Source organism: Bacillus thuringiensis, from assembly GCF_001455345.1.
Lineage (GTDB): Bacteria > Bacillota > Bacilli > Bacillales > Bacillaceae_G > Bacillus_A > Bacillus_A thuringiensis_N.
Genome location: NZ_CP013274.1, coordinates 3,471,365 through 3,496,060 on the forward strand (window position 1 = coordinate 3,471,365; position 24,696 = coordinate 3,496,060).

Here is a 24,696-nt window from a genome sequence, read left to right on the forward strand (position 1 = left end):
AAAGAACAAATTTATACGAAAAAACGCAGTCCTATACGAACTGCGTTTTTCATCTAACCTATACTGTTTTTCTTCACAGTAATCACGCTTCCTAAGATGTAAGCGATAAACGCAAAACAAATTGGAAAGACAACTGTATGTATACCGAACGGATTTGGATAGAAAAGGTGAATACACATATATGAGCCTACCCCAACTAAAATGGAAGCAAGCGCTCCTGTTGCATTTCCTTTCCTCCAATATAATCCTAATACGATCGGCCAAATGAATGCTGCTTCTAATCCACCGAAAGAAAATAAATTTAACCATATTAAAAAATCTGGTGGTTTAATTGCTGCCGCATAAACGAGCAGTCCTACGATAGCAGTAATCCATAAACTTCCTTTTCTAATCGTACTGTCTGCCGCATCTTTATTTATGTAATTTACGTATATATCTTTAATGATTGACGAACTTACAAGTAACAATAACGAGTTTACTGTAGACATAATCGCTGCCATTGGTGCAGCCAAAAAAACTCCCGCTAACCAAGGTGGCAACACTTCCATCGCGAGTAGCGGCATTACTTTATCTGGTACCGTTATACCTGGCAGTACAACTCTTGCAAATACACCCGTTAAATGCATACCAATCATAATTGTACCTACAACAATCGTTCCAATTATAAGTGCTTGATGCATCGCTTTTGAATTTTTATAAGACATGGCACGCACACTAATTTGCGGTAAACCGACAACGCCAATTCCAATTAAAATCCAAAACGATGTCACATATGATTTAGTTAAACTACCATCTGCTCCGAATGGTGTAATTAAATTCGGATTGATTTGAACAAGTTCCTGCATAATCTTTTCAATTCCACCACCGGCAATGACAGTAGCAATTAAAATGATTGTCGTTCCAACCAACATGATAATACCTAATAGTGTATCTGATAGCGCAACTGCACGAAATCCACCAATTAATACGTACACAAGTACAGAGAAAGTAAATAAAAATAGTGCTGTTGTATAAGATAAACCCGTTAGCGACTCAATTAATCGTCCACCGCCGACCCACTGAGCTACTGTTGCTGAAAATAAAAAGATAATAATACATAACGCAGAAAGGATCACGACTGCTTTATTATTGTATCTTCCCTTTAAATAATCAATAAGAGTAATGGCCTCCATCTTCCTAGCGATAATTGCAAACTTTTTACCGATAACCGTTAAAACGATATACCCTGTTACAACTTGAATCGCAGATAGCAGTACCCATCCAAGACCCATATTGTAAGCAATACCAGGACCACCAATAAAGCTACTAGCACTACCATATGTAGCAATCATTGTCATCGCTAATAATAAACCGCCAAGCTCACGCCCACCAAGAAAATATTCTTGTAAAAATTTACTATGTGCTGTTGCTTGCACGCGTCTTGAAGCATATACACCAATTAAAAATACAACGATAAACGAAATTATCATTGGAATGATTACATACCAATTCATCTATTATTCCTCACTTTTTTCTTCCTCATCGAGTGAAATATCTTGAAATACAAAACGAACAACTAAACTAAGTAAAATAACCATAACGATAAATCCAACGATACAGCTATAAAAAAACCATGCGGGAAAACCTAATACATATGTATATTCACTCGGATCTTTACTACCAAGCCCATAAGCAAATCCGTACCATATTATAAAATTAATAATAGCAAGTCCAAGACCAATTAACGCTTCTCTATGGGCTATTCGAAAGCGTGGATCATCATGATAATCTTTCATTTTTCCCCCTCCTCTCACGATGTATTATTGTACCATTGTTCTTCTAGTTTTTCCTACTAGAAAGCAAAAACAAGCAGGATTTTTTATAATCATATAGAAGCTTCTCTTACATTACATATTTTTTACAATTGTAACACAAATGAAATTTGAATTTTCAGTATTTATTAATTATGATTTTAATTAGAGGCTTTCCATCTAGTTTCCACATCCTTGATTTCGGAATAAGCGCCGTCTCGTACTGCGTTTACATTATATTTTCAAGGGGGTTATACAATGAGTCAACTAGCTGTAAATCTTCATGAAAAGGTAGAAAAGTTTCTTCAAGGTACAAAAAAGTTATATGTGAATGGATCTTTCATTGAAAGCGCTTCCGGTAAAACATTTAAAACACCTAACCCAGCAACTGGTGAAACACTTGCCGTCGTTTCTGAAGCTGGTCGCGAAGATATTCATAAAGCTGTAGTCGCAGCTCGTATGGCTTTTGACGAAGGGCCTTGGTCTCGTATGAGCACTGCTGAGCGAAGCCGTCTCATGTACAAGTTAGCTGATCTAATGGAAGAACATAAAGAAGAGCTTGCACAGCTCGAAACATTAGATAACGGAAAACCAATCCGTGAAACAATGGCAGCAGACATACCACTTGCAATTGAGCATATGCGCTATTACGCTGGATGGGCGACGAAAATCGTTGGTCAAACAATTCCTGTCTCCGGTGATTACTTTAACTATACACGCCATGAAGCTGTTGGTGTCGTTGGTCAAATTATCCCTTGGAACTTCCCGCTTCTTATGGCAATGTGGAAAATGGGAGCAGCGCTTGCTACAGGATGTACAATCGTTTTAAAACCTGCAGAACAAACTCCACTATCCGCTCTATACTTAGCTGAATTAATTGAAGAAGCTGGATTCCCGAAAGGTGTTATTAATATCGTTCCTGGATTCGGTGAATCAGCTGGACAAGCTCTCGTTAATCACCCACTCGTTGATAAAATTGCATTTACCGGTTCTACTCCAGTCGGTAAACAAATTATGCGACAAGCATCTGAAACATTAAAACGTGTTACTTTAGAGCTTGGTGGTAAATCACCAAACATTATTTTACCAGATGCCGACTTATCTCGTGCAATTCCTGGTGCACTTTCTGGTGTTATGTTTAACCAAGGACAAGTATGCTCTGCTGGATCACGCCTATTTGTTCCGAAGAAAATGTATGATAATGTCATGGCTGACCTTGTCCTTTACTCTAAAAAATTAAATCAAGGTGCTGGCTTAAGCCCAGAAACTACAATCGGTCCTCTCGTTTCTGAAGAACAACAAAAACGTGTAATGGGCTACATTGAAAAAGGGATTGAAGAAGGTGCTGAAGTACTTTGCGGAGGAAGTAATCCATTCGATCAAGGCTACTTCGTTTCTCCTACCGTATTCGCTGACGTAAATGATGAAATGACAATCGCAAAAGAAGAAATTTTTGGTCCAGTTATTTCTGCAATTCCGTTTAACGATATTGATGAAGTAATTGAACGTGCAAATAAATCACAATTCGGCTTAGCGGCTGGTGTGTGGACAGAAAATGTTAAAACAGCACACTATGTTGCAAGTAAAGTACGTGCTGGTACAGTATGGGTAAACTGTTATAACGTCTTTGATGCAGCATCTCCATTTGGAGGATTTAAACAGTCTGGTCTTGGTCGTGAAATGGGATCTTATGCATTAAATAACTATACAGAAGTGAAGAGCGTTTGGCTTAACTTAAATTAATGAGAAAGAACCTGACCTACCTGGTCAGGTTCTTTTCATTATGTATGCCTTTAAACTTGCAGTCCTCCGCTCACATTTAATACTTCTCCTGTAATATAGGATGCGTATTCTGATGCTAAAAAGGCTGCTGCGTTCGCAATATCTTCTGGCGTCCCAATTCTACCAACCGGAATCGCTCCAACCATCTTTTCTTTCACTTTATCCGGTATCATTTTTGTCATATCTGTATCCATAAATCCTGGACAAATCGCATTACACGTAATACCGAAACTTCCAACTTCTTTCGCTGCCGTTTTCGTTAAACCTACAACGCCTGCCTTCGTAGCCGCATAATTTGCTTGACCTATGTTTCCTTCTCTACTAATTGAAGATATATTAATAATGCGTCCATACCCTTGTTGTCTCATGTAAAGAAGCGCTGGTTGCATACAATAAAAAACACCAGTTAAATTCACTTGTAATACTTGTTCCCAAGCAGACTTCTCCATTTTATGTAACATTGCATCTTTTGTAATCCCAGCGTTATTCACCAAAATATGTAATGTACCGAATTTTTGAACTGCATATTCAATTAACGACTTCGCTTCATTTTGATTACTCACATCACATCGATATAAGCTCACTTCATATCCTTCATCCGATAACTCACGTGTCGTTTTTTGTAGCTTCTCTTCATTTACATCACTAATTAATACTTTAGCCCCTAGTTTTGCATAAACTCTTGCAATCTCTTTTCCAATTCCTTGTGCAGCTCCTGTTACAACAGCTGTTTTCCCATTTAAAAACTCCATCCCTATCCCCCATTTCTATTACTTATACTGTATATTTCGGCTTTTTGCTTTCCAATTCCTCTTTGCATAAAAAAGTCTATTTGTGTCAAACTAACTTTGCAACGTCGCATAAAGTGAAACTTTAATCAGTGGGGGATTCTTTATCCCCCCACTGATTATTAGCTGAACCAATCGGACTTTTATGGGCAGTTGATCCCCCACCTAACTTCTTTTGCTTTCGCTGAATTTTGAGGTGGGGTCTTACTGCCCATTAAAGCGGGATAAAGTGCAAGGAGATTGTGTCGAATGAACAAAAAGAATTTCAAACAAAACAAAGCTACTGATGGTATTGATGTTGAGTTCTCTCGTGAACTCGCTGACCACGATGACTTAGAAGCAAACGCACGTGCAAATGCCGCTGATGCACGTCAAAAACGCCAGTCAACAGAAAAATAAGGAAAGCATGGCCTTATTCTTTTCAACAGGGACCTACTACCCAACAAAATAAACCGAGAGATATCTCTCGGTTTATTTTTTATATTTTTTTATATAATGTGCAAAAGTAAGTAGCGGATATATATATGCATAGCTATGATAACGAATATAAAACCCACCCGGTAAACCTGTTCCGGTAGGGTATTTTTCATTCACATAAGGATTCGCAAGCAAATATGAAATACCTTTTCGAATAGATGGCGTTTCTTTATCATAGTAAGAAATAAGAGCATCTAACGCCCATGCTGTTTGGGATGGTGTACTAAATGGTAAAGTAACGAACCTTTTCTCCACACTACTGTTGCAAGATTCACCCCACCCACCATCTTCATGCTGTATATGCTCAAGCCATAAAGCTGCTCGTTTCAATGAAGGATCAGCGGTAGGAATTCCTAGTGACCGTAAACCAGTCATCACCGCCCACGTACCATATATATAACAAATCCCCCATTTCCCATACCACGATCCATTTTCCTCTTGTACATTCATTAAACAATTTATCGCACTTTGTTTTTGTTTCTCAGGCAATTCATTTGGTGCATATGTCCCGAAAAACTCTAACACTCTTCCTGTAATATCTGGTGTAGAAGGATCCGTTATCATATCTCTTGCGTTCTCGATTGGTAAATTTGCTAATATATTGCTCGTCACACCTTTTTCAAAAGCTCCCCAGCCACCATCATCATTTTGTAATCCTTTAATCCAATTAACCCCTTTTTCCCAAGCATTATCTACATTTTTGTTTCCTCTACTTTTTGCCAACGCTCTTAGCACAGCTGTTGTATCATCAACATCCGGAATAGTCGTATTCACATCCGAAAAACCCCAACCGCCTGGAGTAAGCGCCGGAGCATGTACGCTCCAATCAGCTTTTTTTGTATGCTGTTTTTTTAACAAATATGCTACTGCCTGTTGAATCATCTTATTATCTTTCGGAACGTGGGCCTCTTGTAGCGCATAGCTAAGTAAAGCTGTATCCCATACAGTTGACGGAGAGTTTTGCAAATGGTTTCCTCTCTCCATCTTCCATATATAAGATGTGATTCCCGTTATTGCCTTCTGAATTATTGGCGATTGAATAGAATGTCCTAATGCCAATAAAGCATAAATCATATAAAATGAAGCACTTGCGTAACTATATAACGTTCCATTTTCATCAATACGCTCTTTCATAAATCGTTCGACTTCCTCATATCCTTTATGATGTAAAGACAGTGGGTAAGTTATAATTTTCTTCACATCACTTAATAACGTTTGAAAAACTGGAGATCGATCCTCCCGGAACCATTCTCCGCCTCCGCCCGCAATGTGATTTAAATTTGGCAATAACTTTTTCCCTACTTGAAATCTTTTATTTAAACACACCATCATCGGAATTAAATGGATCCGCGCTGAACTACTCAATTCAAATATACTGAATGTGGAATCATTCTGTAGAAACATGATTGGTGTTGGTAAATGAAAGAACGAAGGATATTCATATTCTCCATGAATCGCTAATAAAAACTTCGTCATAAAATGAGCACGCGCTACCCCGCCACGCTCATTTATAAACATTTCCGCTCGCTTCATATTCACATCTTCTTTTGTATATTTTTTCGATGCAAGTAAGGCAGCATAAGATTGAATTGTAGCAGATAGATTCCCACCCACTTCGTCTTCGTACAACTTCCATGTTCCTTCATTTGTTTGAAATGATACTAATCTTTTTACAAACGGTTCTATCTCTTTATCTCTACCTAATAATTTTAATAAAAAAATCATATGACAATCTGTTAGTGGCGCTCCTTCAAAACAAAACCGCCACGTACCATCTTGCCGTGGCATTGTTTGAAGTGCAGTTGTTCTTCTCGCTATTTCTTCATGCACTTTTTCATATAATAACAAGTTGCTCACCCACCCTTTCGAAATCCGTATAACGATATTCAAAAAAGCAGCTGAATATGTATAAAAACAAAGAAAAGCAGAACATATAAAATGTTCTGCTCACAAACAATATCCTACTCCGACAATAATCCCTAATAAAGCACCGACTACTACTTCATACGGTGTATGCCCGACAAGTTCATTTAACTTCTTATATTCTGTTTGTCTACCGTGAAAAAACTCATTCAATATTTTCGCCTGTTTACTTACTGCAAGCCTTACTCCTGAAGCGTCATACATTACAATTATTGCAAAGATAGCAGAAACAGCAAATATGGTACTTTCCACACCTTCCACAACACCAACACCTGTCGCAAGCGCTGTAACAGTTGAAGCATGAGAACTTGGCATCCCACCTGAAGCGAAAAACTTTGCAAAATCAAATTCACCCGTTTTGAATAATTTAAAGACTACTTTCGTTAATTGTGCTAAAAACCATGAAATTACAGCGGCCATAAGCGGATCATTATGTAAGATTGTTTCCATGTTCTCAGCTCCTTACTGACTATAATGGAAATTCTATATAATATAAGTATAAAGAAAAATGCGTAGAAAATACTACGCATTATGATACTTTTGCTGATTTATTTTTTATAAATTTCGGTTGTTTCTGCACTAAGAACTTTGTTTTCGCTACCGAAAATACAAATAATGCAACCCATATACAGAAAAATGCCATCATATGAGTAGATGTGAAATGTTCACCAAATACGAATACACCTAAAATTAAACTAATCGTTGGTGCAATATATTGTAAAAATCCTACCATATAAAGCGGAATAAGTTGTGCTCCTTTTGCAAAATAAAAAAGTGGTAATGCTGTAACAATGCCTGCTCCTATTAATAGTAACGTTGATAACATGGAAATAGATCCAAACGAACCAAAACCATGTACCCCTGTCATAACGAGATAAATAATCGCAAACGGCGTCACTAACATCGTTTCCATCGTAAGTCCAATTGTCGCATCATAGTTTAACAATTTTTTCGTTAATCCATATAATCCAAATGAAAGGGCAAGTGATAGAGAAACCCACGGAATAGCCCCGAAACGTACTGTTAAAATGATAACCCCTACTCCAGCTAAACCAACTGCAACATATTGCCAGAAGTTTAACTTTTCCTTTAAAACGACTGTACCAAGTAAAATACTAATAAGCGGATTAATATAATAGCCAAGACTCGCTTCAATAACATGATTATGATTAACGGCCCATATGTAAACAAACCAGTTTCCGCTAATCAAGACTGAAGCTATTGTTAATGACATTAATAATTTAGGTCGTTTAAAAAGATTCACAAATTCCCCAATAAACTGGCGAAACCTCTTCGTAACACCTAATACAAGTAACATAAAAACAAATGCCCAAACGATGCGGTGTGCTAATATTTCATCTGCTGGAACTTCCTCAACCCATTTCCAATAGATTGGTAGTATTCCCCACATCGTATACGCACCAGCCGCATATATAATCCCTTTTTTTTGCTCTGCTGATTGACTCCCCATCTTCCTTTTTCTCCTCTTCTCATTTTTTCTCCATTATACGGTCCCACGTGCTCACTTTACCAATAATCAATCTGCATTTCTTTCGACATTTCTCATACAACGAATAATAAACATACCGTTATTACAACAAGTAAAGGTATGCCGAAAACAAATTTCTTTTTATGAGTTTTATGATGAAACATATACATACCGATCCAAGCTCCAACTGCTCCCCCAGCTGCCGCTGATAAAAACAACGTACTTTCTGGCGTTCTCCACTGTTTCTTCTTCGCTTTTCGTTTATCAAGCCCCATAAGGCTAAAAGCTATAACATTAATAATAAGAAAATAAATCCATTTCATCGCTTTCTCTCCCTATGAAAAATTCGCTTAATGGTAACATGAAAAAACGATGGGAACAACTGAAGATCACTTTTTATCAAACTAGTTTAATTCGTTACCTTCATATTTACATAACCAATTAAAATCGCAGTTATAGCAATTAAATAGAAAGCTGTTATGAGCAGAATCTTATATTTCATTCCCTTCACCCACTACCATAGCATCGAAAAAACTTCCCTCAATCTCCTTCTCATCAAAATGAAGAACTATAATTAACCCTACATATAAAGAAACGAAATTTAAAAACCATTCCCCATTATCATCTTTCTTAGCTAAACATTTAAATATTTCTTGAAATTGCATACGCTCATCTGTCGCAACAACCGGTCGCACGCCAAAATATTTCAATACAAGATGTAGGTTTTGTTGCACGGATAATGATAAAATATACTTTAATAACTCCGTATAGTGAGCAACATTTTTTTGACTATATAACTTCACAAGCTCTTGATGTAAAGTAGAAATCGATAATTCTTCTTTAGTCACTTTTGTTGCTTCTATCATTTCAATCATCTTTTTCATATCCATTACATTTACCCCTCCTGTTACAAACCAAAAGTCAAAGTGTATTTATTTTATAATCAGCAATAATTGAGTATTTCTCGTCTCTCTTTCTTCTTTACTTACTAAGTCATACTTTTTTAAAAGATGAAATACATCATTTAATATTTCTTGTGAGTGATTACCTTGTAAAAAATTTTTTAACCCTTTAAAAATCTCTTCAGATAAAAAACTCTTTTGACTTTCAAGTTTATTCATTACATCTTCAATAGAATGATCGATATTACACGCCATAAAAATCCCTCCTCTATCCTTTATAAATAATATCTTCTGCTAACGATGTAAACACTTCTCCAACAAGAGAATCTTCATCATATACAGATGAACCGCTATTTTCTTCACGTTTTGCAAAAGGTACTTGTGCGATTACTTCTGTTTGCAATTGTTCTGCTAACATTTCACCGCCGCCTTTTCCGAACAGATAATTTTTCGATCCATCTTGTTCTTCATAATAAGCCATGTTTTCCACAATACCTAAAATCTCGTGTTTCGTATGTTTTGCCATTACGCCTACTCTAGATGCTACGAATGAAGCTACATTATGTGGTGTTGTAACGATAATTTCTTTCGCCTGCGGAATCATTGCTGCAACATCAATGGCAACATCTCCTGTACCAGGTGGTAAATCAAGCAGTAAATAATCTAATTCTCCCCAGTGCGTATTCGCAAGGAAATTTTGAATCCATTTATTTAACATCGGTCCGCGCCACATAACCGGATTATTTCCTTCTGTAAAAAATCCCATCGACATGATTTTAACACCGTGACTAATAACTGGAATTGCTGTTTGATCAATCATCGTTGGTTTTTGATTCGTTTCCATCATAGCTGGAATGCTAAAACCATATATATCTGCATCTAATATCCCCACTTTTTTGCCCATACGAGCTAAAGCCGTTGCAAGATTAATTGTCACAGTTGATTTTCCGACTCCACCTTTTCCGCTCGTTACAGTAATAAATCGTACCCCTGAATCGAGGCGAAGCATGCTTGGCATACCAGTTTCTGTTCTAGTATTTTTCTTTAACTTCTCTGTTAAGACTGCACGTTCTTCTTTTGTCATAGAACTAAATGTTACATCCACTTTAGAGGCACCAATTGCGTGAAGCGATTCTTCAATATCTTGTTGAATTTTTGCTTTTAACGGACACCCTTGAATCGTTAGCACTACTTCAAGTTTAACCTCTGTTCCATTCATTTGTATATTTCTAACCATGTTTAACTCTACAATACTTTTGTGTAATTCTGGATCCTCTACATGTTTTAACGCATTCATTATTTGTTTTTGAGTAATCATAGAACTCATCCCTTCTCGTATTCTAATTTATCCGACTTTAATGGGCAGTAAGACCGCCACCTCAAAATTCAGCGAAAGCAGAGAAGTTAGGAGGGGGATCAACTGCCCATAAAAGTCCGATTGGTTCAACTAATAATCAGTGGGGGATGAACAAAATCCCCACTGATTAAAGTTTCACTTTATATACAACATCTTCTTATCATTGCGAGAAACACTTATTATCCACCACTAACGGGCGGGATGAATGCGACGATATCTCCAGCTTTTATCATCTCTTCATTCGTTACAAACTCTTCATTAACAGCCACCATCACTTTATCAAGCGATTGTAAACCATAGCTCGCTTTGAGCCATTCTTTTAATTGCTGCACTGTCATTTCTTCTTTTTCTGAAATTACGAATCGATCCAATCCAACTTCCTCACGTAAATTTGCAAATAGTAAAATTGTAATCATTTTCTCATTCTTCCTTCTTCGGTTTTCCTGCTGGATATGGTGTATTTTCAAGTTGATCTCCAATCCACATCGTCCCATCTTCCCAAAATTCTTTTTTCCATATTGGGACGATTCGCTTTATACGTTCAATTGCGTATTCATTCGCTTCATAAGCTACTTTACGATGCGGTGATGAAACTGCAATGACTACCGCAATATCCATTATTTCTAGCCGCCCTACACGGTGCGTAATTGCTACTTTTGCATCCGGCCATCTTTCACTAATCTCTTCACCAATTCTCATAAGTTGTTTTACTGCCATCGGTTTATATGCTTCATACTCTAAATGTAGCGTTCGTTTTCCTTTTGTTAATTCTCTCACCGTACCAATAAATGTTGTAATCGCACCTGCTTCCCTTCTTGCGACTTTATTCGTTACTTCTTCAACTAAAATCGGATTATCTACAATTTCAAATAGCGCTTGTCCCATTAGAACCACCTCTCACTTTATGAAATGTCCAAGGCCATTCACTACCTTCGTTATCTTCTAATAAAAGAACATCAACAAACATATCTTTTTTATATCCTCTTGTCCCGCCCGGCAATACGATAAACGCATTTGATTCTGCCAATGAAGAAACTGAGCTAGATTTATCAAACCCTGATGGATAAGCGATTAATTTCCCCTCATCATATTGCAATTTTGCTCGTACACATCTTGTAAATGGATTCGGTTTTAGAAAATCTTCTCCTAATAACGCTTTTTCTCTTTTTAAATGTACTTTTTCACTAAACATATACGTCCGAATACACGGTCTTACGAATAATTCAAACCCTACGTAACAAGCTGATGGATTTCCTGATAAACCAAATAATAACTTGCCATTTAATTGTGCTACAGTCGTAACACTTCCTGGTCGCATTGCAACTTTATTAAAAAGAACAGATGCACCTAACTTTTCGTAAATAGCTGGTAAATAATCATAATCTCCTACTGATACACCACCCGTTGTAATTAACATATCTACTTGGCCAAGCGCTTCTTTCACAGCTGTAAAACACGTATTAAAATCATCACTAAACTTCCCAAAACATTTTACTCTTCCGCCCGCTCTTCGAATTTGAGACAATATCATGTACGTATTACTGTTTCGGATTTTCCCTGGCTGTAATGAATCATTGACATCCAGTAATTCACTCCCAGTCGCTAACAGTCCAATTACAGGCTTTCTCGCAACTGGTACTTCACTATAACCGAATGTAGCAAGAAGAGCTGAAATACCTGGATTAATGTACGATCCTTTCTTTGCAAGAACTGTTCCTTTACGAGCATCTTCACCTTGAAAAGAAATATTGTCGCCTGTTTTGAATGATCGCTTTAATTCCATATACTTATTGCCAGCCTCCTCATATTGACGAGTCAGTTCTAACATAACAACCGCATCACACTCATTCGGAATTTGCGCTCCCGTCATAATTCGAACTGCTTGAAACGGACCTACTTTCTCATCGAATAGTGATCCTGCGCCAATTTCACCCACTACTTCAAATACAATTGGCATTTCATAACTTGCTAAGTTCGTATCTTCTGCTCTAATAGCAAACCCGTCATACGGTGAACGATTGAATGAAGGTACATCATGGTCAGCTACTAAATCCTCCGCTAATATACGCCCATAAGCTAATTCAATAGGTAGTAGCTCCTTTAATCCCTCATTAGCAAATCCCATTACTTTACGAACAGCTTCTTCCACCGCAATTGGCACTCTTCTTTCCATTATTGACAACCCTTTCTATTAACCGAATACGCGATAATATAGTTGCTTCGCTTTCGAAATATCATTTGTACCATGAATGAAAACACGACCATCTCGAAAAATAACGACGCGGTAATCATCTAATTGGCAAGATAGTAAATACGGATTCCGATCTACCTTCCCTAGTTTTTTTAATACTTTTTCTACATCGTCAAAGCCATACTTCCTATTTTCTACCGATCTAATTTGAACTATATTTCTTCCGCATAAAGCAGCTACCTTCGTTTGGTTTTCGTATGATAAATAAGGATACATGCGATTCAAACCGCACGAAGGGCAATCGTCTGTCTTAATTTTCCCTAGTTTTATAACATGGTTTTGGTTACTCCATATATCAAACATGAAAAATGTTTTTCTAATTGCTGAAAAATCTTCTACTAAAATTTTGAGTGCTTCCGCCACTTGATATGCTGCGACGATTTGAACAGTCGGGCTAATGATTCCAGCTGTATCACACGTCACACCTGTAACTGGAACATTCTTCAGCACACAATGTAAACACGGTGTCTTTTGCGGAATAATCGTATAACTCATACCATATGATCCAACGCAAGAACCATATATCCACGGAATATTATGTTTTTGTGATAAATCATTTATTATAAATCGGATATCGAAATTATCTGTTGCATCAATTATTACATCGACATTTTCTAATAGCCCTTCCAAATTTTCTACACATGCATCCATTACGAAAGCATGTATTTGTACTTCCGAATTAATTTGTTTTAGTCGATTTTTTGCAGCAATTGCTTTCGGCATCTTCTCTCTCGCATCTTGTTCAGAGTACAATTGTTGCCTTTGTAAATTACTCCATTCAACGTAGTCACGATCAATAATCGTCAACTTGCCAATACCTGCACGTACGAAACTTTCGGCACTTGCACTTCCTAATGCGCCTGCTCCTACAATTAACACATGTTTATTTCGAATTTTTTCTTGCCCTCTATTCCCAATTGGTTTGAACAACTGTTGTCGTGAATACCGATCAGCCATTACATACCCTTCCTCTCACGAACTCTATTTCATATTAGAATGTTGTTTTTGATAACAAGCAAAGTACGCAAATCCAACAAAGCCAGCTCCTCCAATTACATTTCCGATAAAGACAGGAACAAAATTTCTAGCAAGATCCATCCACGTCAGATGACCTGCAAAAATAACTGCCGAGATGACAAACATATTTGCTACCACTTGCTGAAATCCGATCACTACAAATGCCATAATTGGAATCCAAATTCCGATTATCTTTCCGACAAAATCGCTCGTCCCATAAGCGAGCCAAAGCGCCAGACAAACGAGCCAATTACAACCAATTGCTAAAATTAAAGTTCTCCCAAATGATTCATGTAACTTTCCTTCTGCTATCGCTACCGTTTTATTTAAATAATCTCCCTCTGTTAATCCTCCAAGATGACCAAAGCAATATGCAACGAAAATAGCTCCAACAAAATTCATGAAAGTAATCCAAATCCAGTTATTTAGCACACTAACCAATGTGATTTTCTTTGCATATAGCGCCATAGACATTGACATCATATTTCCGGTAATTAATTCTCCTCCTGCTAATACGACGAGCATGAGTCCAATAGGAAAAACCGCGCCTCCTAAAATATTCACTAAACTCCCCCAGCGATCAGGCAAATTACCTAAAACTCGAATGTTAAGTAAAAATCCTAATGAAATAAATGCTCCTCCTAAAAAACCGAGAATAAGCATCGCTGGCAAGGTCTGACTTACTTTTTGAACACCGGCCTCAATTACAAGCTCAGCAATTTGTTCCGGTTTATGAAATGCCATTACTAATTCCTCCATTTTCTCCAAATAAAAAAGCAGCTTCAAAAAACCTCCTCAAAATAAAGGTTTTTGAATGCTGCTTAATTTCTCTGCACTTCTTTTACAGAGATATCAATCATCACTTTTACTATAAAATAGAAAATCTACAACCGTTGCACATTTTCCATTTTGTATATACTTTATGATAGTGTCACTCTTATATATCAACCACCAATATGTGACATTTCAATTTTAGGTATTCTTTTTTTACTTGTATTATTTAAGCGTTCATCTGAATAACGATCTTCTCGGTTGTTCCATATATTGCTTACGATATCTGTTATTTCCTCATTATTGTATCCAGATCGAAGCAGTTCTCTCAAATCATTTCCTTTAGAAGCGAACAAACAAGTATATAATTTTCCTTCTGCAGAAATACGGGCTCTCGTACATGAGGAGCAGAAGGAATCTGTTACTGATGAAATAATACCTATTTCTTCATCACTTCCAATATAATGATAGCGAGTCGCAACCTCACCTGCATAATTCGCTTCTATCCGTTCTAATGGCATAACTTGATGAATCGTATCTACTATTTCTTGTTTAGAGACAACCTCTTTTAAATCCCAACCGTTATAATTTCCAACGTCCATATACTCAATAAAACGAAGAATATGCTTGTTTTCCTTAAAGTATTGCGCCATCTGCAAGATGTCCTGTTCGTTTTTCCCCTTTTGAACGACCATGTTTATTTTAATTTTCATACCAACTTCAGCTGCAGCCTGTATTCCTTCCAGAACCCTTTGTATTTTGCTTCTATTACCATTCAAATAGAAAAACCGCTCTTCTTCTAAAGAATCTAAACTAACTGTCACACGTGATAAACCCGCCATATATAAATCAGGAGCAAACTTTTTAAGTAACGATCCATTGGTTGTTAAACCGATATCCTCCACACCATCTATTTTATTAAGGCGCTCAATAAGCTGCGGAAGACCTCTTCGAAGTAACGGTTCTCCGCCCGTAATTCGTAACTTTCTTACACCTAAAGAAACAAAAATACGTGTTATCCTTTCAATCTCATCAAAAGATAAAATTTTATCATTAGACAAAAACGAATAATCAGGACCAAATATTTCTTCTGGCATACAATAGCGACAGCGAAAATTACAGCGATCAGTAACAGAAATACGTAAATCCTTTAAAGGGCGTTGTAGTTTGTCTAATGTGACAGATTTCATATTTATTGCCTCGCTTTTACTTATTTTATATTTAAAACACGCTTTGGATGCGTATATACATTTAAGGATTGATTCCGAATAAACCCTATTGTTGTAATACCTAATTCTTCAGCCAGCTGCAAAGCCAACTCAGTTGGAGCTGATTTTGAAAGTATAATTTCACAACCAATTTTTGCAACTTTCAATAATATTTCCGAAGAAATACGACCACTAAAAACAATGATTTTATCTTTTATAGAAATATTATTTTTTAAGCAATAACCGTAAATTTTATCTAATGCATTATGTCTACCGATGTCCATTCGACTTAAAATAATGCCATTCACATCACACAAAGATGCATTATGAACGCCGCCTGTATGACGAAATGTCTCTGCAGATTGCTGCATTTCTGTCATTAATCGAAAACAATCTTCTGCAGCAACCTGTACATGTACGCCATTCATTTTCTTCGCGCTTAGTGCATCATTTGCAAAAACAAACCCTTGTCTACTCATACCACAGCATGAAGTAATATAACGTTTATTTTGCATTTGTTCGTAATACGGATTCACTTTTTTCGTTGTGACATGTACAAATCCTTCTTTCTCTTGTACCCATATGTCGTCAATATCTTCATACTTCCGAATAATTCCCTCAGATGCTAAAAAGCCTATTACCATGTCTTCTATATATTCTGGAGTACTAACCATTGTAACAAACTCCTGTCCGTTCATTTTAATCGTGACTGGAAACTCTGTTACAATGCTGTCCTCTATATGCTTAAACGCCCCTTGTTCATAACGAAAGATTTCTCTTTCTACCTGTATCGGTTTCACGATCAGTATCCTTCTCTCACGTTATATTTTTATCAAAAACAAATACTGAAACTGCAATATCTTCTTCGACTTTCATATCTGAAAACAAATTCACTAATTTCGCTCCAACAAGTTCCTCCAAATGTTCACGGGAATTCGCAGCATACACTTCTTGAATCATTTTCGTTCTAGCCATATGAACCATTTCCGCACCGTCCATCGTACTTGAAATGAATTTTTCAGTAGGTGTTAAGTTTCCATAAAGGGTCGCAATCGCCATATTTTCAGCAAAAACAGTATGAATTCGTTCTGGTCCTTTTCCGAAAAGTTCCTTTCGAAGTTTTCGTATCATATCATTAAATTCATGTACTTTTTTTGACATACAATTATACCTCCCAACAGCCTCATTTTACTTTATTATATATTTTACCAAAATGAGCCTTCCGCCCAAACTATTTCGTACAAACATTTGGGCGAAAAGATTCACTTCATGAAGGTTACTCGTCTTTTAACCCTTTACCCATACCTTTTAAGAAATGAAGCCCAAATCCGATGGCACGGTTAATGTCTGGATCTTTCAATACTTTCATAAGATCGAATACCCCTACTTTTTTATTACTCTCTAGATGTTCATTACCTTCTTCTAACCCTACTAATAAGCTACCTATAAGCTTTTTCGTAAGTTCCGGATCAAGTTCTGTTAAAGCACCTGCAGCACCCATCATATTATTAATCAAATTTGTTACAGGCTCACGAGTTACTTGGCCAAGAACAATCTTTGCGATTGGTTCTTTCGCCTTTAGCATAGAATTTGCTGCTTCTAGCATGCCAATATCATTCAATTCCCCTACTATATTAAACATTTGATTTAGAGCGTCTTCATTATTAGCTAGCAGCTCTTTTAAATCATCTAATTTTCGCTGTTTTATTTCTTCCTCAGTTAATTCTTGTTTTTGAATCACTTTTATAGGTGCAGCCATATTTTTCTCCTCCTACTTATCCGTTAAATGCACATACCCGTGACGTGCCCACTTACGGTGTACCTCAATACCAGCTTGAGGATGACGTTTTTTATTACGTGGGTTCGCTTTTGGCATCGGATTTTCGCCATCAACTTCTAGCACTTCCATACGCACTTTCGTCTGTTTATAAGCAGGTGTGTTCGTACGCGTATCAACCGCAGGACCTGTTAAGAAATTAATTGCTGTTTCATTATCTGTAGAGTTCATCGGTAAATATAACTCATTCGCTTTTACACGATCTGTCACAAGTGCACGTAATTTTAATGCTCCAAACGGAGAGACAAGACGGACTAATGAACCTGTTTTCACTCCACGTTCTTTTGCAAGTGCTGGAGAAATTTCAACGAAAACGCCAGGCACTTTTGTTTGAATACCTGTTGATTTATTTGTCATATTCCCTTCATGGAAATGCTCAAGCATACGCCCGTTATTAATGTGAAGATCGAACTCCGCTGGGAATTCAGCTGGACGTACCCAGTCAGCAATCGCAAAACGAGCTTTTTTATCCGGGAAGTTAAATCCTTCTTGGAAAAGTAGTGGTGTATTCGATCCATCAAAACTTCCCCAATGGAAACTATTCCATCCTTCCAATACTTCATAGTTTGCTTGTAAAAATAGTGGTGATAAACTGGCCATTTCAGCAAATATTTCACTCGGATGACTATAATTCCAGTTCGCACCTAATTTATTCGCAACTGCCTGCACAATCCACCAGTCCGGTTTTGCATCTCCAAGTGTAGGAAGAACTTGATATAGTCTTTGTACACGGCGTTCTGTATTTGTGAAAGTACCTTCTTTCTCAAGAGATGGCGCTGCTGGTAATACAACATCTGCATATTGAGCCGTTTTAGATAAGAAAACATCTTGTACAACGAAGAAATCAAGGCTCGACAACACTTCATGTACATGGTTCGCATTAGAGTCTACAAGAGCCATATCCTCTCCGACAAGATACATAGCTTTCATTTTCCCTTCGTCAATTGCGTGAAGCATTTCAATATTATTAAGACCTGGTTCACTATTAATTTTCACTCCGTAAGCCATTTCAAATTTCGCACGTTCCATATCATTCGTAACGTGCTGATATCCTGGAAGCCATCCTGGTAAAGTACCCATATCACAAGCACCTTGTACATTATTATGACCTCGAAGCGGATATGCACCAGCACCTGGACGACGATAATTACCTGTTGCAAGAAGTAAGTTTGAAATCGCAGCGGAAGTATCAGACCCACCTGTATTTTGCGTTACTCCCATACCCCAAAGGATACATGTACCATCTGCATCACGAATTATTTCAGCCATTTGAATAAGTGTTTCTTTTGAAATACCAGTCATTTCTTCTGCGTATTCAAGTGTATATTCTGTAAGACTCTCTTTGAAATCTTCAAAGAAATTTACATTCTCATCAATAAATCGTTGATCGTGCCAGCCTTGATCAATCATATATTTCGTAACAGCCATTAACCATACTTGATCTGTTCCTTGCTTTGGACTAATAAAGACATCTGATCGCTCTGCCATTTCTGTTTTACGAAGATCAGCCACAATTAATTTTTGTCCGTGTAATTTATGCGCACGTTTAATACGTGTAGCTAAAACAGGATGACCCTCTGTCGGATTACATCCTACAATAATAACAAGACCAGATTGCGCAATATCTTTAATCGTTCCTGCATCACCGCCCATACCAATTGTACGGAACAAACCATCCGTTGCTGGTGATTGACAATAACGTGAGCAGTTATCAATATTATTCGTTTCAAATACTTGTCGAGCTAATTTTTGAATCACATAATTATCTTCATTCGTAATTTTCGATGAAGAAATAAAACCGATAGCATCTTTACCGTACTCTTCTTTAATAGATCCTAGTTTACTTGCAACTACATTCAATGCTTCTTCCCATGTAGATTCAACAAACGTTCCATTTTTACGAATTAAAGGTTTCGTAATTCGTTCTTTAGAATTTACGAAATCCCAACCGAATTTTCCTTTTACACAAGTAGAAATTGCGTTAACTGGCGCATCAGAAGAAGGTTGTACTTTAAGAATTTTACGTCCTTTCGTCCACACTTCAAATGAACAACCTACACCACAAAATGTACATACTGTTTTCGTTTTCTTCGTACGAGTATCACGCATGGCCGCTTCCACTTCTGATACCGCAAAAATGCCACTATATCCAGGCTCAACTTCTTTAATTAAATCTACCATCGGTTCAAGAATATCTGGTTTTAATCCAGTCATAAATCCAGCTTCACCGAGCATCGTTTTCTCCATTAAAGCATTACAAGGACAAATGGTTACACATTGACCACAGCTCACACATGAAGAATCATTAATATTTACTCCTTCATCCCAAATAACTCGTGGGCGTTCCGCTTCCCAGTCTATTGATAACGTTTCATTTACTTGTAAGTTTTGACATACCTCAACACATTGACCGCATGCAATACATTGATTAGGGTCGTAGCGATAAAACGGATGCGTCATATCAACTTCACTTACATCTACTTTCGGTTCATAAGGATATTTTTGATGTTCAATCTCCATTAATTCTGCTGTATTATGCAGTTTACAGTTCCCATTGTTGTTATCACATACTGTACAGTATAATAAATGATTTTCTAGTAAACGATCCATCGCCTCTGTTTGTGCTTCTTTTGCACGAGTAGAATTACGTTCAATGTTCATACCTTCTGTCGCTACTGTCGAACAAGAGCGCACTAACTTTCCGTCAACTTCTACAATACAAGTGTCACATGTTTGAATAGGATCTACTTCTGGCACGTAACAAATTTGCGGATGTTCAATCCCGTTCTCATTAATAACACCCAATATCGTTGAACCGGGCTCCGCTGTATACTTTTTTCCGTCAATTGTAATATGAACCATGTTGTTATTCATGGTCTTTCCCCCTTTTTGAGAATAAAAAAACTCCACCACGAAAATATACGCACCACATTTCGGCACGTTATTATCATGGTGGAGTAGTTTATTAGCACATCTTGCTAAAATACCAATCCATTTATTCATAAATAAAACGATAGATTCATAACAGGTCATATCACGATTCCATCTTTAACACTATAATTATAGCGTTAAAGTTAAAAATGTACAATATAAAATTTAAACTACGCATATGTCAGCTTGGAACTATCCATAATAACCCATATAAAGTGAAACTTTAATCAGTGGGGGGTTTTCTTCATCCCCCACTGATTATCAGCCCTCACCAATCGGGCTTTAATGGGCAGCCCGCCCCCCTACCTAACTTCTTTGCTTCCGCTGAATTTTGAGGGGGGGCTTACTGCCCATTAAAGCGGGATAAAACATAACAAGGAGTAAGCGAACAAATGGGGCCTTTTAATAAATGGATTCGTGGTGAAAAATCTTTTTCTACCCAAAAGCAAGCTGATTACACATTAAATAAATCTATCTCTTCTTCCCTTTCCCTTAATTTAAAGCACTTGTCCAAATTGTTTAGCGGTATTCCAGAATTAATAACACGCACTTTTCCATTAAAAAACGGACAGGAAGCGGCACTTATATATATGGAAGGACTTGTAGACAAAACTGTTATTAACGTAAACATTCTTCGTCCTCTCTTATTTAAAGAGTGGAATGAAGACGATTTTTGGGAAGCCTCTATTTCTATCGGAAATATTAAAAAAGTTCAACAGTGGACAGACATTGAACAATCTCTTTTACACGGCAAAAGTATTTTATTTATAAACGGGCAACTATCCGCTTTAGAGCTTGATACGCAAGCGGCACCAAAAAGGAGCATTGAAGAACCTTCAACAGAGAGCTCCATAAAAAGCTCACACGAAGGATTTAATGAAGTAGCGAGCGACAGCCTTGCACTTATTCGTCGATATATTCCAAATCGCGAATTGAAAGTGAAGGAATTCGCTGTTGGTGAACGAGCTACTTCAAAGGTTTTTTTGCTTTACTTAGCAGACATCGCAAACGAAGATGTCGTACAAGAAATGGCCAGACGCATCGAATCAATCAAAGTGGATGCCATTCTTACTACCGGAGAATTAGAAGGATTTGTTGAAGATAATTCCTATACTCTCTTTCCGCAATTATCAATACCTGAACGCCCTGACACAACAGCACATCATATTCTAGATGGGCGAATCGCTGTTGTTGTAGATCGCTCACCAGGCGTATTAATAGGACCTATGACCTTTTCAGCTTTTTTTCAGACGATAGATGATTACAGCTTCAGACCAATGATTCCATCTTTTATACGATTACTTCGTTTCACTGGATTATTTATTGCAATTTTTGCTCCTGCTCTTTATATTGCTATGATTTCCTTTCATTATGAAGTGATTCCACTTAAATTATTGTTAACGATTGGAGAATCTCGAGCTAAAATTCCTTTTCCTCCTATATTAGAAGCACTTTTGATGGAATTAGTACTTGAAATGCTCCGCGAAGCTGCAGTTCGGCTTCCTGGTCCCGTTGGACAAACCATTGGCGTCGTAGGAGGGATTGTCATTGGACAAGCTGCAGTTCAAGCTGGAATAGTAAGTAATGTCATGGTTATCGTCGTATCTATTACTGCAGTCGCTTCTTTCATCATCCCTAACCTAGAAATGTCTGCAGGAATTCGACTTCTTCGATTCCCAATGATGATAATTGCCTCTTTATTTGGTGTCATTGGAATTATGGTTGGGATGGCAATCATTATTATTCATATACTTTCCATGGAATCTCTCGGTGTTCCTTATGGGAGTCCTTTTTCTCCGTTATTTGCTTCGGATTTAAAAGATATTCTTGTACGTTTACCATGGAAAATAATGAAGAAACGCCCACTATCCCTTAACTTAAAACAGGAGAATCGACAACGCGACAAAGAAGAAATGGAGGAAGATAAGTGACCAAGCGTGCTAAGAGGGAGATTAGTTTATTTCAATACATTTTAACGATTAGTGGTGTTCAAGTAGGTTTCGGTGTTCTTACACTTCCTCGTGAAGTTGCACAAGGAGCGAATACAGATGGATGGATTTCTATTATTATTGGGTGCGCTATCACTACTTTAGTCAGTCTATGTATTGTGAAAATTATGGAAAATCATCCTGGGTATACTTTACTTGATGTACTGACTCGTTATCTGGGGAAGTGGCTAGGAAAATTCGCTATGCTTCTTTGGATTTTATACGCTATACTTGCTGCGGTCTCCTTAATCTTTTCTCTTTTATATGTCATTCACATTTGGATTTTACCTAGAACTCCAATGTTTTTAATTATGATTTTGCTTTCTATTCCAATGCTTATGCTTGCATGTAAAGGTGTACTTATTATTAGTCGCTTTGCCGTTTTCACTGTGCTTTTTACCCTCTGGATACCATTACTATTGTTTATCCCTCTTAAAGATGGTCATTGGATATATCTTCTTCCCTTTCTAAAGGAAGGTTGGCTACCAGTTGTAACCACAGTGAAATCAACTATCATTGCGTCTCTCGGATTCGAGTTTGCATTTGTCCTTTATCCCTATTTAACTAACAAATCAGCTGCAAAAAAAGGCATCGTTCTTGCAAATATGATTACGTTATTCGTCTACCTACAAGTTACGTTCGTTTCTTTCGTTTATTTTAGCCCGGATGGTATAACTAAGTTTTTATGGCCGACTCTTTCTCTTATTACACCATTTCACTTTTCATTTCTGGAACGGTTTGAAATTATCTTTTTGTCATTTTACCTCTTCATTATTTTCGATTCGTGCATTCCTTATATTTTTACCGCTTCAGATGGAATCAATCAATTACTTAACAAACAAGGGAGTTCGTTACCTATTTGGTTTTTATTATTCGGGTGTATTGTTGTCTTATTCTTTTATATCCCTTCCTCTTACCAAATAAGTGCTTTGCGAGACTTTTGGGGAACTGCCAGTTATTTTATCGTTTTTCTATTTCCAGTCGTATTCCTCTTATACATGACACTTTATCAGCATTGGAAAAGGAGAAGAGTTTAAATGAGGCGCTTTATTCATTTCACTATACTTTACTTTCTCATAACCTTTTTAACAGGCTGTGGAGATCGACTCGACTTAGAAAAACAATCGATTTCATTAATTTACGGCTTTGATGCAAAAGCAAAAGGAAAATTAATTGTGTACCACGTAAACCCTATTTTTAATGAAGACGTAGAAAAAAAGTACGAAACACATGAAGCGAAAGTACGTACACCTCGAGAAGCAAAAGCAACGTTTAATAGTTCAAGTGGCGGTTTAGTATCTACAGAAAAGTTACAGCTCATTTTATTTAGCACAAATTTTTTAAAACAAGAAGGGGCTATGCCTTACCTTGATGTTTGGTATCGTGATCCTAAAAACACTGGAAACATGCGTATGGTTGCAGTAGACGGTCCAATTTCTTCCGTTATATATAATAACTTTAAAGATAAGCCTGCCCTTCCCGAGTATTTAACAGATTTAATTAATACGAACAAACTGTACAATCGGACCGTTTTTACGACATTCCATGAATTTCACAGGCAAACTTTTAATAAAGGTATAACACCTGCTATTTCAGAAATAAAAAAAGGTAAAAAAGATGTTATCGTTACCGGTTCCGCGCTATTAACTTCTCGCGGAATTTATAAAATGTCATTAAATCGTTATGAAAGCGCCCTTCTTCTTTTGTTACAAAAGAAAGCGAATACACCGGTTTCGCTTACATTGAAAATCCCTTCTACTTCAGTTGAAAGTAATAGTGATTTAAAAGATACCGATGGCGGCGATTTCGTAACAATAAATGTTCTTAGCATGAATCGTGATATCCATACAGACTATAGCGATAACCACTTCAAATTTCATGTTAAAATGGATTTAAAAATTGCTGTATCTGAACTTACATTCAACATGGATATAGACAAAGATAGAAAGAAATTAACTTCTCTTATTACAAAACAACTAAACAAAGATTTGAACGATTTAATCCACAACATTCAAAAACAGCGACTTGATCCATTCGGATTTGGTGATTATGCGAGAGCGTTTCAATATAAAGAATGGAAAAAAGTTGAAGACGATTGGCCGAGTGCCTTTTCAAAAGCTAACGTGAAAGTAGCACCTACTATTAAAATTTTAGAAAATGGGATTATTAAATAGCAAAACACGCT

At 37.0% G+C, this 24,696-nt stretch carries 25 protein-coding genes; 5 read left to right on the plus strand and 20 right to left on the minus strand.

What is annotated here, in order from left to right:
* Nucleotides 1-53: 53 nt before the first annotated feature.
* Both panF and ATN06_RS18005 read right to left on the minus strand, forming a co-directional pair.
* A complete protein-coding gene (gene panF / locus ATN06_RS18000; protein WP_060631781.1) occupies nt 54-1,493 on the minus strand; it encodes a sodium/pantothenate symporter in 1,440 nt (479 codons plus the stop codon).
* Nucleotides 1,494-1,496: 3 nt separating this feature from the next.
* Nucleotides 1,497-1,775, minus strand: a complete 279-nt coding sequence (locus ATN06_RS18005) for a YhdT family protein (protein ID WP_000656237.1) — start codon at nt 1,773-1,775, stop codon at nt 1,497-1,499.
* 273 nt (nt 1,776-2,048) lie between these two features.
* Here ATN06_RS18005 and dhaS point away from each other — a divergent pair, with 273 nt between their 5' ends.
* Nucleotides 2,049-3,533: an aldehyde dehydrogenase DhaS gene (gene dhaS, locus ATN06_RS18010; protein ID WP_060631782.1), complete on the plus strand. Its 1,485-nt coding sequence runs from the start codon at nt 2,049-2,051 to the stop codon at nt 3,531-3,533.
* A 50-nt stretch (nt 3,534-3,583) separates the two neighbouring features.
* Here the strand turns inward: dhaS and fabG are convergent, their stop codons facing one another.
* Nucleotides 3,584-4,324, minus strand: a complete 741-nt coding sequence (gene fabG / locus ATN06_RS18015; protein ID WP_060631783.1) for a 3-oxoacyl-ACP reductase FabG — start codon at nt 4,322-4,324, stop codon at nt 3,584-3,586.
* 285 nt (nt 4,325-4,609) lie between these two features.
* Between fabG and ATN06_RS18020 the strand changes: the two genes are divergently transcribed.
* Complete coding sequence (locus ATN06_RS18020) at nt 4,610-4,759, plus strand: YfhD family protein (protein WP_001035807.1); 150 nt, start codon at nt 4,610-4,612, stop codon at nt 4,757-4,759.
* Nucleotides 4,760-4,831: 72 nt separating this feature from the next.
* Here ATN06_RS18020 and ATN06_RS18025 read toward each other — a convergent pair whose 3' ends face one another.
* The 17 genes from ATN06_RS18025 to fdhF form a co-directional block, all read right to left on the minus strand.
* Nucleotides 4,832-6,685, minus strand: coding sequence for a terpene cyclase/mutase family protein (locus ATN06_RS18025; protein WP_060631784.1), 1,854 nt, complete (start codon nt 6,683-6,685; stop codon nt 4,832-4,834).
* Between the two features lie 99 nt (nt 6,686-6,784).
* A complete protein-coding gene (locus tag ATN06_RS18030) occupies nt 6,785-7,210 on the minus strand; it encodes a divergent PAP2 family protein (RefSeq protein WP_060631785.1) in 426 nt (141 codons plus the stop codon).
* 79 nt (nt 7,211-7,289) lie between these two features.
* Nucleotides 7,290-8,231: an EamA family transporter RarD gene (gene rarD, locus ATN06_RS18035; RefSeq protein WP_060631786.1), complete on the minus strand. Its 942-nt coding sequence runs from the start codon at nt 8,229-8,231 to the stop codon at nt 7,290-7,292.
* A gap of 92 nt (nt 8,232-8,323) precedes the next feature.
* Nucleotides 8,324-8,572, minus strand: a complete 249-nt coding sequence (locus tag ATN06_RS18040; protein WP_000871349.1) for a DUF1294 domain-containing protein — start codon at nt 8,570-8,572, stop codon at nt 8,324-8,326.
* A 168-nt stretch (nt 8,573-8,740) separates the two neighbouring features.
* Nucleotides 8,741-9,139, minus strand: a complete 399-nt coding sequence (locus ATN06_RS18045) for a hypothetical protein (protein ID WP_060631787.1) — start codon at nt 9,137-9,139, stop codon at nt 8,741-8,743.
* Nucleotides 9,140-9,181: 42 nt separating this feature from the next.
* On the minus strand, nt 9,182-9,406 hold the full coding sequence (locus ATN06_RS18050; RefSeq protein WP_060631788.1) for a hypothetical protein: 225 nt from the start codon (nt 9,404-9,406) through the stop codon (nt 9,182-9,184).
* 13 nt (nt 9,407-9,419) lie between these two features.
* On the minus strand, nt 9,420-10,469 hold the full coding sequence (locus ATN06_RS18055) for a P-loop NTPase (protein ID WP_060631789.1): 1,050 nt from the start codon (nt 10,467-10,469) through the stop codon (nt 9,420-9,422).
* A 218-nt stretch (nt 10,470-10,687) separates the two neighbouring features.
* On the minus strand, nt 10,688-10,924 hold the full coding sequence (gene moaD / locus ATN06_RS18060; RefSeq protein ID WP_002194735.1) for a molybdopterin converting factor subunit 1: 237 nt from the start codon (nt 10,922-10,924) through the stop codon (nt 10,688-10,690).
* Between the two features lie 4 nt (nt 10,925-10,928).
* Nucleotides 10,929-11,393: a molybdopterin synthase catalytic subunit MoaE gene (gene moaE, locus ATN06_RS18065; RefSeq protein WP_060631790.1), complete on the minus strand. Its 465-nt coding sequence runs from the start codon at nt 11,391-11,393 to the stop codon at nt 10,929-10,931.
* Nucleotides 11,374-12,681, minus strand: a complete 1,308-nt coding sequence (moeA, locus tag ATN06_RS18070) for a molybdopterin molybdotransferase MoeA (RefSeq protein ID WP_060631791.1) — start codon at nt 12,679-12,681, stop codon at nt 11,374-11,376. The genes moaE and moeA overlap by 20 nt, the downstream gene beginning before the upstream one ends.
* Before the next feature lie 18 nt (nt 12,682-12,699).
* Nucleotides 12,700-13,716 (minus strand): molybdopterin-synthase adenylyltransferase MoeB, encoded by a 1,017-nt coding sequence (locus ATN06_RS18075; RefSeq protein WP_060631792.1) that lies wholly within the window; start codon nt 13,714-13,716, stop codon nt 12,700-12,702.
* Between the two features lie 24 nt (nt 13,717-13,740).
* Entirely contained in the window at nt 13,741-14,520 is a 780-nt protein-coding gene (locus ATN06_RS18080) for a formate channel (protein WP_060633169.1), read from the minus strand.
* Nucleotides 14,521-14,720: 200 nt separating this feature from the next.
* Nucleotides 14,721-15,737, minus strand: a complete 1,017-nt coding sequence (gene moaA, locus ATN06_RS18085; protein ID WP_060631793.1) for a GTP 3',8-cyclase MoaA — start codon at nt 15,735-15,737, stop codon at nt 14,721-14,723.
* A 20-nt stretch (nt 15,738-15,757) separates the two neighbouring features.
* Nucleotides 15,758-16,555 carry a formate dehydrogenase accessory sulfurtransferase FdhD gene (gene fdhD / locus ATN06_RS18090; protein WP_060631794.1) on the minus strand — a complete coding sequence of 266 codons (798 nt, stop codon included), beginning with the start codon at nt 16,553-16,555 and terminating at the stop codon, nt 15,758-15,760.
* Nucleotides 16,556-16,571: 16 nt separating this feature from the next.
* Entirely contained in the window at nt 16,572-16,916 is a 345-nt protein-coding gene (locus ATN06_RS18095; RefSeq protein ID WP_000039582.1) for a Na-translocating system protein MpsC family protein, read from the minus strand.
* A gap of 115 nt (nt 16,917-17,031) precedes the next feature.
* Nucleotides 17,032-17,514 (minus strand): helical membrane plugin domain-containing protein, encoded by a 483-nt coding sequence (locus ATN06_RS18100; RefSeq protein ID WP_060631795.1) that lies wholly within the window; start codon nt 17,512-17,514, stop codon nt 17,032-17,034.
* A gap of 12 nt (nt 17,515-17,526) precedes the next feature.
* Complete coding sequence (fdhF, locus tag ATN06_RS18105) at nt 17,527-20,466, minus strand: formate dehydrogenase subunit alpha (RefSeq protein WP_060631796.1); 2,940 nt, start codon at nt 20,464-20,466, stop codon at nt 17,527-17,529.
* A 449-nt stretch (nt 20,467-20,915) separates the two neighbouring features.
* Between fdhF and gerSA the strand changes: the two genes are divergently transcribed.
* From gerSA to gerSC, 3 genes are read left to right on the plus strand one after another with little or no spacing between them, the layout of a single operon-like run.
* Complete coding sequence (gene gerSA, locus ATN06_RS18115) at nt 20,916-22,454, plus strand: spore germination protein GerSA (RefSeq protein ID WP_060631797.1); 1,539 nt, start codon at nt 20,916-20,918, stop codon at nt 22,452-22,454.
* Nucleotides 22,451-23,548 (plus strand): endospore germination permease, encoded by a 1,098-nt coding sequence (locus ATN06_RS18120; protein WP_060631798.1) that lies wholly within the window; start codon nt 22,451-22,453, stop codon nt 23,546-23,548. The genes gerSA and ATN06_RS18120 overlap by 4 nt, the downstream gene beginning before the upstream one ends.
* A complete protein-coding gene (gene gerSC / locus ATN06_RS18125) occupies nt 23,549-24,685 on the plus strand; it encodes a spore germination protein GerSC (protein WP_060631799.1) in 1,137 nt (378 codons plus the stop codon).
* Nucleotides 24,686-24,696: the final 11 nt, after the last annotated feature.

What these genes read in the sequence shown, in the direction of transcription:
- panF (WP_060631781.1), bottom strand. Translation starts at nt 1,493, where the DNA reads ATGAATTGGTATGTAATCATTCCAATGATAATTTCGTTTATCGTTGTA.
- ATN06_RS18005 (WP_000656237.1), bottom strand. Translation starts at nt 1,775, where the DNA reads ATGAAAGATTATCATGATGATCCACGCTTTCGAATAGCCCATAGAGAA.
- dhaS (WP_060631782.1), top strand. Translation starts at nt 2,049, where the DNA reads ATGAGTCAACTAGCTGTAAATCTTCATGAAAAGGTAGAAAAGTTTCTT.
- fabG (WP_060631783.1), bottom strand. Translation starts at nt 4,324, where the DNA reads ATGGAGTTTTTAAATGGGAAAACAGCTGTTGTAACAGGAGCTGCACAA.
- ATN06_RS18020 (WP_001035807.1), top strand. Translation starts at nt 4,610, where the DNA reads ATGAACAAAAAGAATTTCAAACAAAACAAAGCTACTGATGGTATTGAT.
- ATN06_RS18030 (WP_060631785.1), bottom strand. Translation starts at nt 7,210, where the DNA reads ATGGAAACAATCTTACATAATGATCCGCTTATGGCCGCTGTAATTTCA.
- rarD (WP_060631786.1), bottom strand. Translation starts at nt 8,231, where the DNA reads ATGGGGAGTCAATCAGCAGAGCAAAAAAAAGGGATTATATATGCGGCT.
- ATN06_RS18040 (WP_000871349.1), bottom strand. Translation starts at nt 8,572, where the DNA reads ATGAAATGGATTTATTTTCTTATTATTAATGTTATAGCTTTTAGCCTT.
- ATN06_RS18045 (WP_060631787.1), bottom strand. Translation starts at nt 9,139, where the DNA reads ATGGATATGAAAAAGATGATTGAAATGATAGAAGCAACAAAAGTGACT.
- ATN06_RS18050 (WP_060631788.1), bottom strand. Translation starts at nt 9,406, where the DNA reads ATGGCGTGTAATATCGATCATTCTATTGAAGATGTAATGAATAAACTT.
- ATN06_RS18055 (WP_060631789.1), bottom strand. Translation starts at nt 10,469, where the DNA reads ATGATTACTCAAAAACAAATAATGAATGCGTTAAAACATGTAGAGGAT.
- moaD (WP_002194735.1), bottom strand. Translation starts at nt 10,924, where the DNA reads ATGATTACAATTTTACTATTTGCAAATTTACGTGAGGAAGTTGGATTG.
- moaE (WP_060631790.1), bottom strand. Translation starts at nt 11,393, where the DNA reads ATGGGACAAGCGCTATTTGAAATTGTAGATAATCCGATTTTAGTTGAA.
- moeA (WP_060631791.1), bottom strand. Translation starts at nt 12,681, where the DNA reads ATGGAAAGAAGAGTGCCAATTGCGGTGGAAGAAGCTGTTCGTAAAGTA.
- ATN06_RS18075 (WP_060631792.1), bottom strand. Translation starts at nt 13,716, where the DNA reads ATGGCTGATCGGTATTCACGACAACAGTTGTTCAAACCAATTGGGAAT.
- ATN06_RS18080 (WP_060633169.1), bottom strand. Translation starts at nt 14,520, where the DNA reads ATGGCATTTCATAAACCGGAACAAATTGCTGAGCTTGTAATTGAGGCC.
- moaA (WP_060631793.1), bottom strand. Translation starts at nt 15,737, where the DNA reads ATGAAATCTGTCACATTAGACAAACTACAACGCCCTTTAAAGGATTTA.
- ATN06_RS18095 (WP_000039582.1), bottom strand. Translation starts at nt 16,916, where the DNA reads ATGTCAAAAAAAGTACATGAATTTAATGATATGATACGAAAACTTCGA.
- ATN06_RS18100 (WP_060631795.1), bottom strand. Translation starts at nt 17,514, where the DNA reads ATGGCTGCACCTATAAAAGTGATTCAAAAACAAGAATTAACTGAGGAA.
- fdhF (WP_060631796.1), bottom strand. Translation starts at nt 20,466, where the DNA reads ATGAATAACAACATGGTTCATATTACAATTGACGGAAAAAAGTATACA.
- gerSA (WP_060631797.1), top strand. Translation starts at nt 20,916, where the DNA reads ATGGGGCCTTTTAATAAATGGATTCGTGGTGAAAAATCTTTTTCTACC.
- gerSC (WP_060631799.1), top strand. Translation starts at nt 23,549, where the DNA reads ATGAGGCGCTTTATTCATTTCACTATACTTTACTTTCTCATAACCTTT.